The sequence below is a fragment of the Caballeronia sp. GAFFF1 genome (assembly GCF_023630705.1).
Classification (GTDB): Bacteria; Pseudomonadota; Gammaproteobacteria; order Burkholderiales; family Burkholderiaceae; genus Caballeronia.
In genome coordinates this window covers 18081-37004 of record NZ_JALQEM010000028.1, presented here as the reverse complement: position 1 = coordinate 37004, position 18924 = coordinate 18081, and the positions used below count along the sequence as shown (strand labels likewise).

At 63.9% G+C, this 18924-nt stretch carries 11 protein-coding genes; 9 read left to right on the top strand and 2 right to left on the bottom strand.

Features of this window, described 5'->3' with window-relative positions; genetic code table 11:
- Window positions 1–350 precede the first annotated feature (350 nt).
- From glgX to treY, 4 genes are all read left to right on the top strand, one after another.
- Window positions 351–2576 (top strand): glycogen debranching protein GlgX, encoded by a 2226-nt coding sequence (gene glgX, locus NCR37_RS13845; protein WP_250473466.1) that lies wholly within the window; start codon window positions 351–353, stop codon window positions 2574–2576.
- A gap of 82 nt (window positions 2577–2658) precedes the next feature.
- Window positions 2659–4554 (top strand): malto-oligosyltrehalose trehalohydrolase, encoded by a 1896-nt coding sequence (gene treZ / locus NCR37_RS13840; RefSeq protein WP_250473465.1) that lies wholly within the window; start codon window positions 2659–2661, stop codon window positions 4552–4554.
- Complete coding sequence (gene malQ / locus NCR37_RS13835) at window positions 4551–6758, top strand: 4-alpha-glucanotransferase (protein ID WP_250473464.1); 2208 nt, start codon at window positions 4551–4553, stop codon at window positions 6756–6758. Before treZ ends, malQ begins: the two co-directional genes overlap by 4 nt.
- Window positions 6755–9703, top strand: coding sequence for a malto-oligosyltrehalose synthase (gene treY, locus NCR37_RS13830; protein WP_250473463.1), 2949 nt, complete (start codon window positions 6755–6757; stop codon window positions 9701–9703). Before malQ ends, treY begins: the two co-directional genes overlap by 4 nt.
- A gap of 55 nt (window positions 9704–9758) precedes the next feature.
- On the opposite strand, the gene NCR37_RS13825 is transcribed toward treY, so the two are convergent.
- Together NCR37_RS13825 and NCR37_RS13820 are read right to left on the bottom strand one after the other, a co-directional pair.
- Window positions 9759–11120 (bottom strand): hemolysin family protein, encoded by a 1362-nt coding sequence (locus tag NCR37_RS13825; RefSeq protein WP_250473462.1) that lies wholly within the window; start codon window positions 11118–11120, stop codon window positions 9759–9761.
- Window positions 11121–11181: 61 nt separating this feature from the next.
- A complete protein-coding gene (locus NCR37_RS13820) occupies window positions 11182–12300 on the bottom strand; it encodes a sensor histidine kinase (protein WP_250473461.1) in 1119 nt (372 codons plus the stop codon).
- Between the two features lie 865 nt (window positions 12301–13165).
- Here NCR37_RS13820 and NCR37_RS13815 point away from each other — a divergent pair.
- From NCR37_RS13815 to NCR37_RS13795, 5 genes are all read left to right on the top strand, one after another.
- Window positions 13166–14431: a flippase gene (locus tag NCR37_RS13815; protein ID WP_250473460.1), complete on the top strand. Its 1266-nt coding sequence runs from the start codon at window positions 13166–13168 to the stop codon at window positions 14429–14431.
- Between the two features lie 263 nt (window positions 14432–14694).
- Entirely contained in the window at window positions 14695–14874 is a 180-nt protein-coding gene (locus NCR37_RS13810; RefSeq protein ID WP_250473459.1) for a hypothetical protein, read from the top strand.
- 570 nt (window positions 14875–15444) lie between these two features.
- Window positions 15445–16596, top strand: coding sequence for a glycosyltransferase (locus tag NCR37_RS13805; RefSeq protein ID WP_250473458.1), 1152 nt, complete (start codon window positions 15445–15447; stop codon window positions 16594–16596).
- Between the two features lie 10 nt (window positions 16597–16606).
- Window positions 16607–17686, top strand: a complete 1080-nt coding sequence (locus tag NCR37_RS13800) for a glycosyltransferase family 4 protein (RefSeq protein ID WP_250473457.1) — start codon at window positions 16607–16609, stop codon at window positions 17684–17686.
- A 32-nt stretch (window positions 17687–17718) separates the two neighbouring features.
- Window positions 17719–18909, top strand: a complete 1191-nt coding sequence (locus NCR37_RS13795; RefSeq protein WP_250473456.1) for a glycosyltransferase — start codon at window positions 17719–17721, stop codon at window positions 18907–18909.
- Window positions 18910–18924 lie beyond the last annotated feature (15 nt).

Here is an 18924-nt window from a genome sequence, read left to right as displayed (position 1 = left end):
GGGGCTCGGAGGACGTGGTGTTCAGCGGGCGTGGAGGGTGATTCAGGGTTGATTCAAACTGAGTGCCAATGCCTTGCTGCGAAGTGACCACGCTCGTGTTGCTGCGGGCCAAGAAAAGCTGCTTTCTTTGGTTACTTTCTTTGCAGCAGCAAAGAAAGTGACCCCCGCCCCGGGGAGGGGCAACGCAAATAGACCGACACGAGAACAAGTTCCACGAAGAAAGAAGCCGACCAGCCCCGAAGATTGGCGCAGCTAACAGACCGACACGAGAACACGTTCCCCGACAAAGAAATAACCGGGCAACCCGCAAAAACCCATGCACCCCTGAGCGAAGCTCAAAAAAACCAATCATGCCAAACGCACTCCCCGAAAAGTTGCTCCCGGGCGCTCCGTACCCGCTCGGAGCCAACTGGGACGGTTTGGGCGTCAACTTCGCCGTGTTCTCGTCGAACGCGCACCGCATCGAGGTGTGTCTCTTCGACAGCACCGGCCGCAAGGAGTTGATGCGCTTCGACCTGCCCGAATGCACCGACGAAATCTGGCACGGCTATCTGCCAGGCGCGCATCCCGGCACCGTGTACGGCTTTCGCGCGCACGGGCCGTATCAGCCGCAGCACGGGCATCGCTTCAATCCGCACAAGCTGCTGCTCGACCCGTACGCGAAGAAGCTCGTCGGCCCGTGGCGATGGTCCGATGCGCTCTTCGGTTATCGCGTGCATTCGAACCGGCTCGACATGTCGATGGACCGCCGCGATTCCGCGCCCGCCATGCCCAAGTGCATCGTCACCGACGACGCCTTCGACTGGTCCCGCGACGTGCGCCCCGATACGCCCTGGGGCGAAACCATCATCTACGAAACGCACGTGCGCGGCGCATCCATGCTGCGCGGCGATATCCGTCAGCACGAACGCGGCACGTTCGCGGCGCTCTCCTCGCCGTGGTTCATCGAGCACTTGCAGAAGCTCGGTATCACGGCCGTCGAGTTCCTGCCGGTGCACGCGTTTCTGAACGACCGCTTCCTCATCGAGCGCGGCCTTCGCAATTACTGGGGCTATAACACCGCCGCGTTCTTCGCGCCCGAGCCCACGTATCTGTCCACGCATCGGCTCAACGAAATGCGCATCGCCGTGCGGCAACTGCATGCGGCAGGCATCGAAGTAATACTCGATGTCGTCTACAACCACACGTGCGAAGGCAGCGAACTCGGGCCGACGCTGTCGTGGCGCGGGCTCGACAACGCCAGCTACTATCGTCTAATTCCCGGCGACGAACGGCATTACATCAACGAGACCGGCTGCGGCAACACCGTGAATCTCTCGCATCCGCGGGTGCTGCAAATGGTGATGGATTCGCTGCGCTACTGGTGCACCGCGTTCAACATCGACGGTTTTCGTTTCGATCTCGGCGTCACGCTCGGGCGCGAAGGCCACGGCTTCGATCCGGGCTCCGGCTTTTTCGACGCCATTCGGCAAGATCCGATTCTCTCCACGCGCAAGCTCATTTCCGAGCCGTGGGATATCGGGCCCGACGGCTATCAGGTCGGCAATCATCCCCCGGGCTTCGCGGAATGGAACGACAAGTTCCGCGACGGCGTGCGGCGCTTCTGGCGCGGCGACGCCGGCATGCGGCCCGATCTCGCCGCGCGTCTCACGGGCTCGGCGGAACTCTTCAACCGGCGCTTTCGCAAGCCGTGGGCGTCGGTCAACTTCGTCGCGTCGCACGACGGCTTCCCGCTCGCCGACGTGACCGCCTATACGCACAAGCACAACGAAGCGAATCAGGAAGGCAACAACGACGGCCACAACGAAAATTGCAGCGCGAACTGGGGCGTGGAAGGCCCGACCGAGGACCCGAAGATCCTCGACATCCGCGCGCGTCTCGCGCGTTCGATGATCGCCACGACGCTGCTCTCGCTCGGCACGCCGATGATCCTGGGCGGCGACGAATTTCTTCGCACCCAGCGCGGCAACAACAACGCGTACTGTCAGGACAACGAGTTGTCGTGGATGGACTGGGAAGCGGCGCAAAGCCCGCGCGGCGTCGAGATGACAGAGTTCGTCGCGCGCGTGATCGCGCTGCGCAAAAAATACCCGGTGCTGCGTGAAACGCGCTTTCTGTACGGCGACCGCGAAGTGCTGCCCGGCCTGTACGACGTCAGCTGGTTCGACGAACGCGGCAACGCGCTCGCCATCGAAGCATGGCAGGACCCCGAAGGCCGCGCGTTGACTTTGCGTCGCGCGGGACCCGGCGTCCACAGCGAAATCGACGTCATCCTCATCATGATCAACGGCTCCGCGAGCCCGCTCGCGTTCGCGCCGCCCGCGCCGCACTTGGAATGGAACGTGCTGCTAGACAGCGCGGAACCTGACGCCGTCGAACGGCCGCTCGTGGGCAGCGAACTGCAGCTGGAAGCGCATAGCATCGTCGTGCTGCTGGCGCAGCCGTCGGGCCAAGCGGACTGGCAGGCTGTCTGGATGGCGGGCGCGCATCAGGGCCCGCGACTTCTGACCGCGCTGCCGCCGGACCCCGGCACGTTGCCGTCGAACCGGCCACACGAGACCGATTCGACGCAGTAGCGCCACGTCGGACGCACGACGTCGAGGCTCGCGCGGCACGCTCCACCGTAGGCAATGCGACAAGCAAACCTGGCACTCAATCATGTCCGAACGTCCGATCGATCCTCATCAGCATCAACACGCGCATTGCCTTCCTTTCGGCGCGCATCTCACCGGCGCGGCGGGCGACAATCCGCGCACGCGCTTTCGCTTCTGGGCGCCATCCCGCGACCACGTTCAAGTGGAGATTCAGCGCCCCGGCAACACGACGCCCGACCTCGTCGATATGCAGCCGGCCGGCGACGGATGGTTCGAAGCCGAAGCCGATGGCGGCGCGGGCACGCTGTATCGCTATCGTCTGGATGCGGACCTCGCCGTGCCCGATCCGGCCTCGCGCTTTCAGCCGCAGGACGTGCACGGTCCGAGCGAAGTGGTCGATCCGCGCGCCTATCGCTGGACGAATACCAACTGGCACGGCCGGCCGTGGGAAGAGACCGTGCTCTACGAGCTGCACGTCGGCGCGATGGGCGGCTACGCGGGCGTTACCGCGCGTCTGCCGGAACTCGCGCAACTCGGCGTCACGGCCATCGAACTGATGCCGCTCAACGACTTCTCCGGCACGCGCAACTGGGGCTATGACGGCGTGCTGCCGTATGCGCCCGATTCGGCATATGGCCGTCCGGAAGAACTCAAGCAGTTGATCGACACCGCGCATGGCTTAGGTCTCATGGTCTTTCTCGATGTGGTCTACAACCACTTCGGCCCGGACGGCAACTATCTGCATGCCTACGCGAAGACCTTCTTCCGCGAAGGCGTGAACACGCCGTGGGGCCCGGCAATCGACTTCGAGCGTCCGCAAGTACGCGACTTCTTCTTCGACAACGCACTGTACTGGCTCAACGAGTACCGTTTCGACGGACTGCGCCTCGACGCGGTGCACGCGATCAACGACGACGAATGGCTGCGCGAACTCGCGGACCGCGTGCGCAGTTCCGTGGAAGCGGGACGTCACGTGCATCTCGTGCTCGAGAACGAGCACAACACGGCGAGCCTGCTGGAGAACCACTTCAACGCGCAGTGGAGCGACGACGCGCATAACACGCTGCACGTGCTGCTCACGGGCGAAAACGAAAGCTACTACGGCGCGTATGCGGAAGAGCCCATTCAAAAGCTCGCGCGCGTACTGTCCGAAGGCTTCGTGTATCAGGGCGATCCGTCGCCGATTCACGACGGCGCGCCGCGCGGCGAACCCAGCGGTCACTTGCCGCCCACGGCCTTCGTCATGTTTCTGCAGAATCACGATCAGGTCGGCAACCGCGCGATGGGCGACCGCCTGCGCGCGCTGACCGACGACGAATCGCTCTACGCGGCCACCGGCCTTCTGCTGCTGTCGCCGCAAATCCCGATGCTTTTCATGGAAGAGCAATACGGCTCGAAGCAGCCGTTCCTGTTCTTCACCGACTATCACGATGAACTGGCCGACGCCGTGCGCGAAGGACGCCGCAAGGAGTTCGCAAAGTTTTCCGCTTTCACGGATGAAAAGCGCCGCGCGCAGATTCCCGATCCGAACGAAAAGCGCACCTTCGAGATGTCCTCGCCGAACATCGCGAACAAGGAAGACGAACTCGATCGCCTCGAATGGCTGCATTTCTATCGCTCGGGGCTGACGGTGCGCGCGAAGCTCATCACGCCGCGTCTGAAAGGCGCGAAGGCGCTCGGCGCGAACGTGCTCGGCGAGAAGGCGCTCGTCGCGCGCTGGAAGCTCGGCGACGGCGAGACGCTCACCATCGCGCTGAATCTGGCCGATGCGCCGGTCGCGCTTTCCGATGCGCCACAGGGCAAGGTGATCTTCGAGACGCCGCCGCGCGCGCAGGATCGCACGGCAGAAGGCGAACTGGGCAGCCGCACGTTCGTCGCGTGGCTGACCGGCGAAGTGAACGAATACGCGACCGCGCACGACGCGCGCCGCTTCGAACCGACTGAAGGACAACGCTCGTGACCGCCGCGAATCAAGGCCAAAGTGAGCGCCCGCGCTCGTCGATCGAAACCCTCGCCGAGCGCGCGGGCTTCGAAGTCGAGTGGCAGGACGCGCACAAGAAGACGCAGCGCGTGCCGGAAAACACGCTGCGCATCCTGCTCGAAAAGCTCGGCCTGCCGTGTGGCAACGCCACGCAGATCAAGCAAAGCATGGCCGCCGTCGATGCCGAAATGAGCGGCCGCAAGCTGCCGCCGCTCATCACGGCGGAAGTGGACCGCGGCATCGCGCTGCCGGCGGCGGCGGCGAAGTCAGGCGCGCGTTATCGCGTCGAGCTGGAGAACGGCGAGATCATCGACGGGCGCTTCACGTCGCCCAAAGGCGAGACCGCGCTGCTCGCGCCGATTGCCGAGCCGGGCTATCACACGCTCGTCATCAACGACCACCGCACGACGCTCGCCGTCGCGCCGACGCGCTGCTATACGGTCGATGACGCATGGCGCGCGTTGCATGACGACGCCGACGACGCTGAAGTCGCGCCGCCGCTCTGGGGCATCGCCGCGCAAGTGTATGGCTTGCGCCGCAACGGCGACGGCGGCGTGGGCGACTTCACCGCGCTGGCATCGCTCGCGACGCAGGCGGCGAAGCAAGGCAGTCATGCGCTCGCCATCAGCCCGATGCACGCCATGTTCACCGCCGAGCCGAACAAGTGCAGCCCGTACTCGCCGTCGTCGCGGCTCTTCGTCAACATCGCGCATATCGATCCGGCCGCCGTGCTGGGCGCGCCGGCTGCGCGCGCCGCGATCGAGAAAGCCGGCGTCGCCGATGAACTCGCCGCGCTCGAAGGACTACCGCTGATCGACTGGCCGCGTGCGATGAAGGCGCGCGTGGCCGTGCTGCGCGCCCTCTTCGACGGCTTCTCGCAAGACGACGATTCGCCGTTCGCGAAGGACTTTGCAACGTTCGTCGAGAAAGGCGGCCGCGCGCTCTTAGACCACGCGCGCTTCGAGGCGCTGCAAGCGGAACAGATCGCGCAGAACGGCGGAGGCCACTGGCGCGACTGGCCCGATGAACTGCGCGACCCGCGCAGCGAAGCGGTGGCCGCGTTCGCTGAAGCGCATCGGCGCGAAGTGGACTTCTATCTCTTCACGCAATGGCTCGCGGCCAAGGGACTCGCGCACGCCCAGCACGCCGCGCGCGATGCGGGCATGGCGGTCGGACTCGTGGCGGATCTCGCCGTCGGCTGCGATAGCGCGGGCAGTCACGCATGGTCGTATCGCGATGACATGCTGACGGGCGTTTCCGTCGGCGCGCCGCCCGACCTTTTCAATCAGGCCGGGCAATCGTGGGGACTCACGACGTTCTCGCCGCGCGCCATGCGCATGCAGGGCTTCGCCGCGTTCATCGACATGCTGCGCGCCGCGTTCGCGCACGCGGGCGGCATCCGCATCGACCATATTCTCGGGCTGCGCCGGCTGTGGCTCGTGCCCGAAGGCGAAAGCGCAAAAGACGGCGCGTATCTGCGCTATCCGTTCGAAGACCTGTTGCGGCTGATCGCGCTGGAATCGTGGCGGCATCGCGCGATCGTGGTCGGCGAAGACCTCGGCACCGTGCCGCCGGGTTTCAGCGAGCGCTTGCAGGAGCAGGGTTTGCTAGGCATACGGGTACTCTGGTTCGAACGTGCTCAGGATGGCGAAGGATTCAAGCCGCCGGGCGAATGGAGCGATGGCGTGACCGCAACGACGACGACGCACGACCTGCCGACCGTCAACGGATGGTGGCGCGGCGAAGACATCGAATGGCGCTCGAAGATCGGCCAGACGATGGCGCGCGCCGATGGCCGCGATCCGGTCGAGGCGGCGATGGAAGAGCGCGGCGTGGATCGCGGGCATCTGTGGCAGGCGTTTCAGGAAGCCGGCATTGCGCCGAAGGATGTCCCGCCGCCTTCCGTCGACAACGCGCCGGTGGACGAGGCGTTGGCCTTCGTCGGCATGACGCCCGCGCCGCTCGTCACGTATCCGCTCGAAGACCTGCTCGGACTCGTGGAGCAGCCGAATCTGCCCGGTTCCATCGACGAGCATCCGAACTGGAGGCGTCGTCTCGCGCTGCCGGTGGACGAGATGATGAACGACGATGCGTTCCGCGACCGTCTGCTCGCCGTCGATTCAGCCCGCAAGCGCGCCGTGCGCCCTGACAACTCAGACACACCCAAATCCGAAACACCATGACCGTACCGCGCTCCACGCTAAGGCTTCAGCTTCACAAGGACTTCACCTTCGACGACGCCGCCGCGCAAGTGGACTACTTCGCGTCGCTCGGGGTGAGCCACGCGTATGCGTCGCCGATCACGACCGCGACCTCCGGTTCCACGCACGGCTACGACACCGTCGACTACACGAAGGTCAACCCCGAGCTCGGCGGCGAAGAAGGCTTGCGCCGCTTCGTCGAGAAGCTGCGCGCGCATGACATGGGACTGATCGTCGACGTCGTGCCGAACCACATGGGCGTCGGCGGATCGGAGAACGCCTGGTGGCAGGACATCCTCGAATGGGGACGCCACGCGGCGCATGCGCGCTTCTTCGATGTCGACTGGCACTCGCCTGATCCCGCGCTGCGCGGCAAGGTGCTCGCGCCTTTTCTCGGCGCGGCTTACGGCGAAGAGCTGCAAGGCGGCAAGATCAAGCTCGCGTATCGTCAGGAGGAAGGGCGCTTCGTCATCGAGTATTACTCGCATGTGTTCCCGGTATGTCCGGTGGATTACCCCGCCGTGCTTCAGGAAGCGCCCGAGCTTGCGCAACGCTTCGCCGGCCTGACGACGCAGCCCGTCGATCAGCCGCGCGCCGCCGACGCGCGCACGGCGCTCGCGACCATCGCGAATACGGATGGCGGCCGGGCCGCGATCGAAGCGGTGCTCGCCGCGCATTCGCCGCAAACGCCGGCGGGCCGCGAGCGTCTGCACCGGCTGCTGGAGCGCCAGCACTACCGGCTCGCATGGTGGCGCACGGCGGCGGACGAAGTGAACTGGCGGCGCTTCTTCGACGTGAGCACATTGGGCGGCGTGCGCGTCGAGCGGCCAGAAGTGTTCGAGGCATCGCATGCTCTGATTTTCCGGCTCTTCACCGAAGGGCTGATCGACGGCGTTCGGATCGATCACGTCGATGGTCTCGCGGAACCGCGCGAGTATTGCCAGCGCCTGCGCGCGCGGCTCGAAGAATTGTCGGCGGAGCGGCCCGAAGCGTTGCGCGACGGCAATGGCCACACGTATTTCGTCGTCGAGAAGATTCTGGCGCGCGGCGAGCCTCTGCGCCGCGACTGGCAGGTGGACGGCACGACCGGCTACGACTTCATGAACGACGTCGGCGCGCTGCTGCATGATCCGGCGGGCGCGGAGCCGCTTGCCAAGCTGTGGGCCGAACTTACTGGCAAGAGCAGCGAATTCTCGGACGAAGCGCTGATCGCGCGCCGCAAGATTCTCGCGGAGAATCTGTCGGCGGAACTGGATCGCGTGACGCGGGCGCTGCATCGCATTGCACGCGACGCGCAGACCACGCGCGATTACACGTTCACGTCGATTCGCCGCGTGGTGGCGGAACTCGTCGTGCATTTTCCGGTGTATCGCATTTATCCGGTCGGCGGCGTGCGCAGTGCCGAGGACGACCGGTACTTCTCGAAGGCGCTGGAGGCCGCGCGCGCGTCGCTCGCGCATGCGGACCACCAGATACTCGATCAGGTCGCGCAATGGCTCGGCGGCAAACTGCCCGACGACGGCGCGCAGCACGAGCGCGGCGACAAGAACGACCGTCAGCGAGATCGCGCAGCCGAACGCAATCGCGACCGCAATCACGCGCAGGTTCACGCGGGTCAAGGCCAGAACCCGAATCAGAATCCGCAGGCATCCGCGGGATCGCAGCGGCGGGCGGCGCAGACGTTGTTCTCGCAACTCACCTCGCCTGTCGCGGCGAAGGCGGTCGAGGATACCGCGTGCTATCGCTATGGGCGCCTCATCTCGCGCAACGAAGTGGGCGCCGATCCAGGCGAGTTTTCGCTGTCGCTCGAAGAGTTCCACAAGGCCAATCGCGAGCGCCTCGCAACCTTCCCGCACGCGATGCTCTGCACCGCGACGCACGACCACAAACGCGGCGAGGACGTGCGCGCGCGCATCGCCGCATTGAGCGAGATTCCCGACGAATGGGCCGCGACGCAGAAGGCGTGGTCCACGCTGAACGCACCGTTGCGGCGCGGCCCGAACGGCGGCCACAACGAGACGAGCGACAGCCACGACTGGGCGCCCGGTCCCGCCGCCGAATCGATGCTGTATCAGACGCTCGTCGGCTGCTGGCCGCTCACGCTCTCGCCGGACGACGAAGCGGGCGTGCAGGAACTCGCCGAACGCGTCGCGCAATGGCAACTGAAGGCATTGCGCGAAGGCAAGCTGCGCACGAGCTGGTTCGCGCCCGACGAGGCTTACGAGCAGGCGTGCCGCGACTTCCTGTTCGATATCGTCGCGCCGCAGCGCCGCAGCGGCTTTCTTCAGGAGCTATCGAAGTTCGTCGAGCGTCTTGGGCCGCTCGGCGCCATCGACAGCTTCCAGCAGACGCTCTTGCGGCTCACATCGCCGGGCGTGCCGGACCTGTATCAAGGCACCGAGCTGTGGGATTTCAGTCTCGTCGATCCGGACAATCGGCGTCCGGTGGATTACGCGCTGCGCCGCAAGTGGCTCGAAGAGATCGACGAGAAAGGCCCGCCGTCCGAACAGATGGAAAACTGGCGCGACGGCCGCGTGAAGCTCGGGCTGGTGCGGCGCGCGCTGGCGCTGCGCAAGCACTGCGAGTCGTTGTTCGCGCAGGGCGATTACGTGCCGCTCACCGTGCAGGGCGAACACGCGAAACATGTGATCGCCTATGCGCGGCATGCGGGCAGCGCGTATGCGATCGTCGTCGCGACGCGGCATGCGGCGCGGTTGCTCGGCGATAAGCGCGATGTGCCGTTGGTCGAGCCTTCGGTCTGGGGCGATACGTCGATCGTGCTGCCGGAAGCGCTGCATTCGCGCGCGCTCTTCGACTGGCTCAGTCCCAACGCGCCGAAGGCCGACGGCGAGCGCTTGTTCGTGCGCGACGTGCTCGGCGTGATGCCGGTGGCGTTGCTCGTGGAGGAAGGCGTTCCGGGCGGTTGATAGTTTGATATTGCGATGGCTGCGTTGGCCGCGAGCGCACGCGCGCGGCCACGCGTTATTCCGCCCCTTCGAGCGCCTCTTCGCGGGGATACACGCGAACGAGCACGATTCTCGGCCCGTTCATCTTCTTGACGACGATATCGAAGTGGTCGAAGCCCACGCGCTGCCCTTCCGATGGCAGATCGCCCAGCGCGTTGATGACGAGCCCGCCGACCGACTCTGCGCGGCCTTCGTCGATATCGATACCGAGCGCACGCTCCAGCGACACCACGGGCAACGAGCCTTTGCCCATCAGCGTGCCGTCGTCCATGCGCGACCAGTCCGCGTCGCCCTGACGGAATTCATCGTGAATCTGCCCGACGAGCGCGCCGAGCAGGTTATCGAGCGTGATGAAGCCGATCGGCTTCGCGCCCTTCCTGCCGACGATGGCGAGATGCGGCGCGCCCTTGCGAAAGCGCCGGAAGAGTTCGAGCGCGGACAGATTCGGCGCGACGTACTGTACCGGCCGCGCATAGCGCGAGAGCTTCTCCAGCTTGCTCGCGTCCTTCGTGATGCTGAAGCTGAACGTGCGGCTCGCTAGCCCGCGATCCAGCAGCAAGTCCTTCAGATGGACCATGCCGATCACGCGCTCGCCGGAAGCATCCGCATACAGCGGATAGCGGCTGAAGCGATGCCGCGAAATGATCGCGAGATTGTCGCGGGCGGGCAAGTCGTTGCGCAGGCCGACGAGTTCGTGCGCCGGCCGCATCAGATCGGAGACCGTCATGCGGCTGAAGTCGAGCGAATGCGCGATGGTGTTCCACTCGTCCGTGTTATACGACGACGCGCCGCCATGACGCCGGCCGCGCAGGATCAGCTTGAGTTCGTCGGTCGAATAGTGGGCGTCGTGCCCGTGCTCGCCGGACATGCCGAAAAGCCGCAGCACGAGATTCGCGCTCGTGTTCAGCACCCAGATGAACGGGTACATGAGCCAATAGAAACCGTAGAGCGGCGTGGCGAGCCATAAGCCCACCTGTTCGGCGCGGCGAATGGCCCACGACTTGGGCGCGAGTTCGCCGACGACGATATGCAGGAACGAAATGACGGAGAACGCGAAGAACAGCGAGACGGACTCGATCACCTGCTCCGAGTGCACGCCGACGAGCGCGAAGAGCGGATGCAGCAGCGTGGCGAATGCCGGTTCGCCGATCCAGCCGAGCCCGAGCGATGCCAGCGTGATGCCGAGCTGGCATGCGGACAGATAGGCGTCGAGCTGCCCGTGCACTTTGGCGAGCAAGCGGCCGGGCAAGCCGTTGGTCCGCGCGATGGCCTTGACGCGCGTCGCCCTCAGTTTGACGAGGCCGAATTCAGCCGCAACGAAAAAGCCGTTGAGGGCGACCAACAACAATGCGCCGATCAGCGCGACAACCTGAGCCAAAGCAACTCTCTTCGAGAATGGAAAGCGTCAGTATATGGGCGACAGGTAATCGAAAGTCAACTTACATGCCTGCGACCGCGATACGCACCGACAGCACGGCCTCCTGCCCGTCGACGATGTTCGCGTGCTCGAAGCCGCCGCCGTGCGCCTCGGCAACGCGCTTGCAGAGCGCGAGCCCCCACGCGATGCGACCGGCCTCGCGCGGCTCGAGCGACTGCCTGCGCGCGAACGCTTCGAGCGCGTGCGGCGATGACGCATCGGTCAGCGCCTGCGCCGATGTCGTGAAGCGCACGTCCGTACGCCACATGCCGCCTTCCATGACGCTCGACACCTGCACGCTCGCGTCGCGCGCGCTCGCTTCCGCGGCGAACGTCAGCATGAGCCAGAGCATTTGGGTGAGACGCTCGGCATCGCCTTCGACCTGCTCTTCGGCCAACGACGATTCCACCGCGAACGCGATGCCACGCGAGTGCGCAATGCTCCCACGCGCGAGCGCCACGCTCTTGTCGAGCAGCGGACGCACGGCGACCGGCGCAAGCGACAGCGCAACGGCACGCGTTTCGGCGCGCGTGGTATCGACGGATTGCTCGATCAGCTTGACCTGCTGTTCGACGCCCGAGCGGATGCCCGTCAGCGCGCGTTGCGCGGCGGGATCCTTGGCGTCGACTTTGCGTTCGAGGACGTAGCCCCAGCTGTGAATGGCATTGAGCGGCCCGCGCAGGTCATGCGAGACGATGGACAGCACGTGATCGCGCATGAAGAGCGCAGCCTCCGCCCGAAGATGCGCGATGCGGCCCGGCGCCACTTCCTGCGACGCATCGGCCGACGGCGAGACCACGACCGTCACCGCTCCTGCCGATGGCAACGCGAGAATGGTGAAGCCGCGCGAGGCGGCATCGTCTTCGAACGTCACCCGCGCGCGGCTGATGCCGTTGCCGGCGAGCGCGGCGTCCGCGGCTTCGCCGAGCGCGGCCGCGAGCGGCTTGGGCAGCGGCGTGTCGGCGAGCGCGCGGTTGGCGAGACCCGAGGCGTCCAGTTCGAAGAGATGGGCGAAGGTGGCGTCGGCCGAGACGCAGCGCAAGGCCGCGTCCAGCACCAGCACGCCGTCGTTACCTGCGACGACCGGATCGCCGGACTGCGCGCCTGTGCGTTCGACCGTACTTGAGAAAGACGTGGTCACGGTTGTTAGTCCTTGCATGTATCGATGTTGCAGTTGATGACGCTGGAGCCGATGCGTTCCGGTCGCCGATGAGCGCCCTGAGCGATGCAAGCCGTGCGGCCAATCTTTGTAGCCCTATCCCTATCGTCAGCCCATTATATGTGAGCGCCGAACGCGCAGGCGGGGCGAAAGCGCGCCACTTGCGTACATCCCGACTCGCGGCAATCCCCTGCCGGGTGAGCAAGCGGCGTGCGTGACACGGCTTACGCCTTGTGCGTCATGCACGCCCGTGCGGCGAGCGTGCGTCGTCGAACGTCGCCGCTGTAGAGGAAGGTCTATGCTGCGGTTCTCGATAGCGCAATGACTTCATGTCCGCGACGCGTACTCGCTCGTCGGCACACGCGCTAATACACCCGGCGCGAGCGCGAATCCATGTATTGGCGCACGGGAAGCTGCCTGGTCGGCACGCTCGCCGACCCTCCCATCTCCGGCGCTTCGCTCTTTTGCGGCGCGCATGCACACGCGCGCCGGTTCGTGCGTGTGGCAACCCACTGAACAATTCTTTTTTTTCCTGTTAAATACGCGTTACTTGTGTCCGCGTCATACTCGTGCCCCGTGGTGCGATACTGACGCGACTCGGTCATGTCGTTGCATCGTTACCTCGCATGTTCCTTCGCTCACTCGCCGTCTGGCCACGACGCGGGTGCTTCACCGTCTACGGCCTACGTCCTGCCGCTGCAACGCGCGCGTCCGACGAAACTATTCGTCCGATGCGTTGTCTGGCAATGGCTCGCCGAAAGGGCGAACATGCATGGGTCACGTATGAGTCAGCATTTTTTGCGTCATCGAAATCAAGCGCAGCACTCAAGCCGGGAAAAATCGCTCAATGGCATCTTTTCGAAAGAACTTCACGATTCTGATGACGTTGCAGGTATCGACGTACCTCGCACCGCTCCTGACGCTGCCGTGGCTTGCACGCGTCCTGGGCCCGAGCGAGTATGGCCGGCTTTCGTTTGCAATGGCCTTCACGGCCTATTTCATCACCCTCACGAATTTCAGTTTTTCGCTGACCGCGACACCCAAGATATCCATCAATCGCGAGAACCGCGCGGTGCGTTCCCAGATCTTCTGGGAAACCATGTATGCGCAGGTGGCGCTTTCGGTAGCCGGCTTTCTCGTGCTGCTCGTACTGACGTTCGTCGTGCCGACGCTCGCGGAAAATCGCCAGTTGCTGCTCGTGGGCTTCGGCATGGCCATCGGCTCGATGCTGATTCCCACCTGGTACTTTCAGGGCGTCGAAGATCTCGGCGTGATCAGCGCGCTCGTGTTCGTGGGCCGCGCGCTCAGTATTCCCGCGATGTATCTCTTCGTGCGTCACCATGACGACGTGAACAACGCCATGCTCGTCAACACGCTCGTGCCGCTCGGCTCGGGCATCGCGATCTGCATCTACTTGTACTTCCGGCGCGATATCGACTTCGTTCACGTCTCGCTCAGAACCGTCATCGATCGCCTGAAAGACGGATGGAGCGTCTTCATGGCGACATCGCTCGTGGACATCTATGCGTCGAGCAACATCGTGCTGCTGACGTTCATCTCGGGCAACGTCGCGGGCGGTTACTTCGCTGCGGCGGACAAGCTGATTCGCGCGGCGCTGAACATGCTGAGACCGCTCAAGACGGCGGCTTATCCGCGCGTGAGCTTCCTCATGCATCACGCACGCGAAGACGCCTTCGCGTTCCTGCGCAAGATGTTCGTCGTGCAAGGCACGATCGTTTCACTCATCTCCGTGGGCATTTTCTTCGGCGCGCCGCTTGCCGTGAAGCTGCTGTACGGTCCGCAGTTCGCACCGACCGTCGATGTGCTGCGCTGGATGGCCTTCGTGCCGCTGATGTCCGGCCTGACCGATCTCTTCGGCGTTCAGACCATGCTTCCGCTCGGCATGAAGTCGCACTTCAGCCGCGTGCTGATCGGCTCCGCGATCCTGAACTTCAGCTTGCTCGCCGTGCTGGCCGTGCTCTTCGGCGAACAGGGCGCGGCGGCAACCGTCCTCATCGTGGAGACCGCCATTGCCGCAGCCATGGCCTTCACGCTGCATCTCGAAGGCGTGCCCTTGCTGAAGCGTCCCATGACGCCTGGTGGAGCGGGTTGAGACCTGGCCCGTTTCCTGCGTCTTCACGTGGGCTGTCTTGCCTGACAGCCCCGGTTTTCCTTCGCACCCCGACTCTGCCTGCACTGTCCTGCTATAGAACTTTCACAGGCGACATGCCAAAGCTGCACGTCGCTCGGTGAAACATTTGCATCTTGCTTGCCTGCTACTCCTAAAGTTGCACCGGTGTATGTGGGCGAGCGCACGGACGGATAATGATTCGGGGCTTAAGGTACTAGGTATCAATCCTTATTGTGAGCGGTGGCATGAAACCAGACGACCTATCGTTCGAACGCGTGCAAAGGCTGGTCGAGCGCGCTGAAAACTTGCGTATGCAATCCGCTGCGGTTCCGGTGAAGGATCTTCGTATCCTGCTGGACGTATGCGAAGTAGCCTTTGCACAACGGACCATGTCCGACATCAAAACAGAACCTGAAGTCAACTGACTTCACCATCATCAGTAGAGTCCGCGTAGGTCGGCCGGCACGGCAATGCGTAACATGCCCGGCGTGTCGGCACAGGCTATCGTCGAACCGGTTGGTTTCGACTGATTGCATGACAAATGGACTTTACGTTTCCGTACGGATTTTTAAGCAGACTCGATAACCTCGCTTGCGCGGCGATTCGCGCGCGCGAACGGGCCTGCGTTATCTGTTCGGAAAGATCGATTGAGCATTACCTGACTCGCCTGCTCGGACGAACAGACGAGTGCTGACGGGATGGCGCGTCTCACGAATGTCGCAGGAACAGCAGAAGACAGACGATACGTTCTAGTGGCTGGCGGCGTGCGCAGCGACGCAAGCCGACCGAGTGGTCGAAACCACACTCGATAAGCGATGCTGCGCGCCTAGTTCTGTTTTTTGTGTTTTCCTTTGAACGTGGATGCGCCCTTGCCTTCAGAGCATGCTGCACATGGCGATATGTGGGTTACCGACCATTGATAACGACAAGACCGCTGTTCTTCTCCATTGCGATTGCCGCGGGGCGCAGGTAATACGCTATTCGAAGAGTCAAACATGAAAGAGATCGTCCATATAACAGAAGCGTTCGGAGGCGGGGTTCTCTCGATGCTGACCCAGCTTTCCAACCGCGCAGCGGCCGCAGGAGTCGGCGTAACGATCCTTCATTCCATCCGGCAGGAAACCCCAGCGAACTTCGAGAAGCTGTTCCACCCCGCGGTCAGGCTCAAGCACGTCAACATGTGCCGCGAAGTGCATCCGAAAAACGACTGGGTCGGCGTTCGTGATCTGTCGCGCGCGCTGCGCGAATGCGATCCGTCGGTCGTGCATCTGCATTCCTCGAAGGCCGGCGTGCTGGGCCGCATCGCTGCTCGAATCGCCGCGCCGCGAGCACGCGTCTTCTATTCGCCGCATGGACTCTCGTTCCTGCGCCGCGATGTATCGCCTGCCAAGCAGTTCGCGTATCTCACGTTCGAGCGCATCGCGGCGCGCATGGGCGGCACCATCGTCGCGTGTTCGACGAGCGAGCTGCGCGAGATCGAAACGAAGGTCAGGCCGCCTGACGCGCGGATGATCGAGAACGGCGTGAACGTAGCCGAGATTCCGCCTCGCATCGAGAAGACGAGCGGCGAGCTCGTCATCGGCATGAGTGGCCGCGCTTCGTACCAGAAGAATCACGAGGCGTTCGTGAAGCTCGCGACCGACTTGCATGCGCCATCGGTCAAGTTTCTGTGGATCGGCGGCAATGTCGAAGAACTGCCGGGCCAGTCGAAGAGCGCGGTCGAATGCAGCGGCTGGGTGACGCGCGAGCGCGCACTCGAGCTCACAGCGGAACTCGACATCTATGTGCAGACGTCGCGCTGGGAAGGCATGCCTATCGCGCTGATCGAAGCGCAGGTGGCGGGCATTCCGGCAGTGGTCACCGATGTGGTGGGCAACCGCGACGTGGTTCAGCACGGCGTGACGGGCTTCGTCGCGAAGAGCGAGGAAGAAATGGAAGGCTATATAGCGCGTCTGCGCGACGACTCGGCGTTGCGCGCACGCATGGGCGCTGAAGCGCGCGCGTCGGCTTGCAAACGCTTTTCGATGGACGCGATCTTCCGCCAGTGGCTCTCGATGTATGAGTTCGGCTCGGACCGTCATTCGCGCGAACCGCTCGGCGCGAATGAAGTGGCATCGTATGAGACGAGCTCCGATTCACAGTTCTGACGCGTAAGACATGAATACCTCCTTCGCCCCAAACAAGCTCGTCTACAACGGCCGCTTCACGAGCCAGAAGACTACCGGTGTGCAGCGCGTCGCGCGCGAACTCGTCGCCGCGCTGATGAAGCTGCCCGAGGGCTCGCATGTGACCCTGGCCGTGCCGCCGCAGCCGGGCCTCGTGCCGGTGGACGGCGTGCCGACCGTCGAACTCGGATTCGGCAAGGGCGTGTTCTGGGAGCAGATCGTGCTGCCGCTGTTCGCGGGGCGCTCGCGCATCGTCAATCTCAGCAACTCGGGCTCGATCTTCCGGCCAAACCAGATCATCTACATGCACGATGCCGCGGTATTCGACACGCCCGCGCATTTCTCGTGGAAATTCCGCATGTGGTACCGCGTGATGTTCTGGATTCTCGCGCGTACTTCGAGCTGCGTGATGACGAACTCCGAGTTCTCGCGTGACCGTCTCGCGCATCATGTCGGCGTGGATCCGAAGCGGATCGGCGTCGTGCCGCTCGCCGCGGACCATCTGGATCACATCGTGCCGGATACGTCGGTTATCGGCGACCTGAAACTCACGCCGAACCGCTACGTTCTGGCCGTGAGCAGCATGAATCCGACGAAGAACTTCAAGCGTCTCGTGGAAGCGTTCATGCGCCTGAACGATCCTTCCATCGATCTCGTCATTGTCGGCATGAAGAATGCGACGATCTTCGGCAAGGCGCAGGATTTGTCGAGCGCTCCGAACATCAAGCAAGCGGGCTACGTGAGCGATGAAAAGCTCAAGGCGCTGTACCAGCATGCGGCCTGCTTTCTTTACCCTTCGATATATGAAGGCTTCGGCATTCCGCCACTGGAAGCAATGCGTAACGGATGTCCCACGCTCGTCGGCCGCGCAGCCGCGCTGCCCGAAACGTGCGGCGATGCGTCCGTCTACTGCGATCCCTTCTCGGTGGAAGACATAGCCGCGAAGCTGCGTGAATTGCTGGACTCGCCGCAACTAAGCGAAGAGCTCCGACGCCGTGGGCTCGCGCATGCGGAGCGGTATCGCTGGACCGAGAGTGCTCGAATGCTGTTGCAGTTTATAAATAGACGATGAAGCACGCCAACGCGTGCGACAGGGGAACCACAGTGAACGTTGGAATCTATTGCGATTCGGGCATCAACGGTGGGCACGAGGAGATGCTCAAGCGTTTCATGCTCGCGCTTATCTCGAGCGGGAATGTCGACACGCTCCACATTCTCGTGCCGCGGACGAACGCAGCCCTTTATCGTTATGTCAGCGATCTGAGCCGCCAGCATCCGAAGGTCCGCACCGTCGGGCTCGCTTACACGGCGGAGTCCATACGCGGCGACCTCTTTGCGCTCTTGCGCGCGATTCGCTCCACGGCAGCGACGCTGCGCACGCTGAACCTCTCGAAGCTGCTGATTGCACAGGGCACGATCGCATCGGGCCTCGCCGGGCTCTTGGGCGCGCGTTATGCGCGCGTGCCGACCCTGAGCTATCTACCGCTCGTCGATGGAGCGCCCGAACACGCCGGCGTCACCGACAAGATCAAGTGGCTCGTCAAACGCGTGCTGTACCGCATGCCGGACGAATTCGTCACGCTCAACGAACATCTGCGCGGCCAGTTGCACGCGCTCGCGCCTCAGGCGCGCACGATGATCCTCGAAAACTACGTCGACGATCGCTTCAGCCGTTCCATGCTGACGAAGCCCGCCGCGCGCGCTGCGTTGGGCTTGCCGGACGATGGCACGACGATCATCGCGCATATCGGCCGCATCAACTTCAAGCAGAAGCGTCAGGACTTCCTGATGGAAGCCATCGAGCGGCATGCGGACGCGTTCAGGCATGCGATCGTGCTGATCGTCGGCGAAGGACCGGATGCCGCGCGGCTTGCGCAGATGGTCGATGCAAGCCCGGTCTTGTCCGCGTGCGTGCGCATCGTCGGGCCGAAGCATGACGTGCTGCCGTACATCGTCGCAAGCGATACGCTCGTGCTGCCGTCGGCCTTCGAAGGCGTGCCGCTCGTGATGATCGAGGCGGTGCTGGCCGAGCGGCCCATCGTCGTGTCGCGTATCTCGGGACTCGATTCGTACTTGCCGAATGCGCTGCTCTTCCGTCCCGGCGATCACGAGGCGTTTGTCGAGCGCATCTTCGCCGCGCGCGATGTGCCGATAACCGCGCTTGCCAACAGCTTCCGTCGCCGCTTCTCGCGCGAAGCGTTCGATGCGCAAGCGCAAAACGTGATGCTGCCCGCCATGCCGTGCCGCGGCGCATTCGATCCGGCATCGCCTCAGCACTCCGATGTTCCGGGCTGATCTGGTTTTCTCATG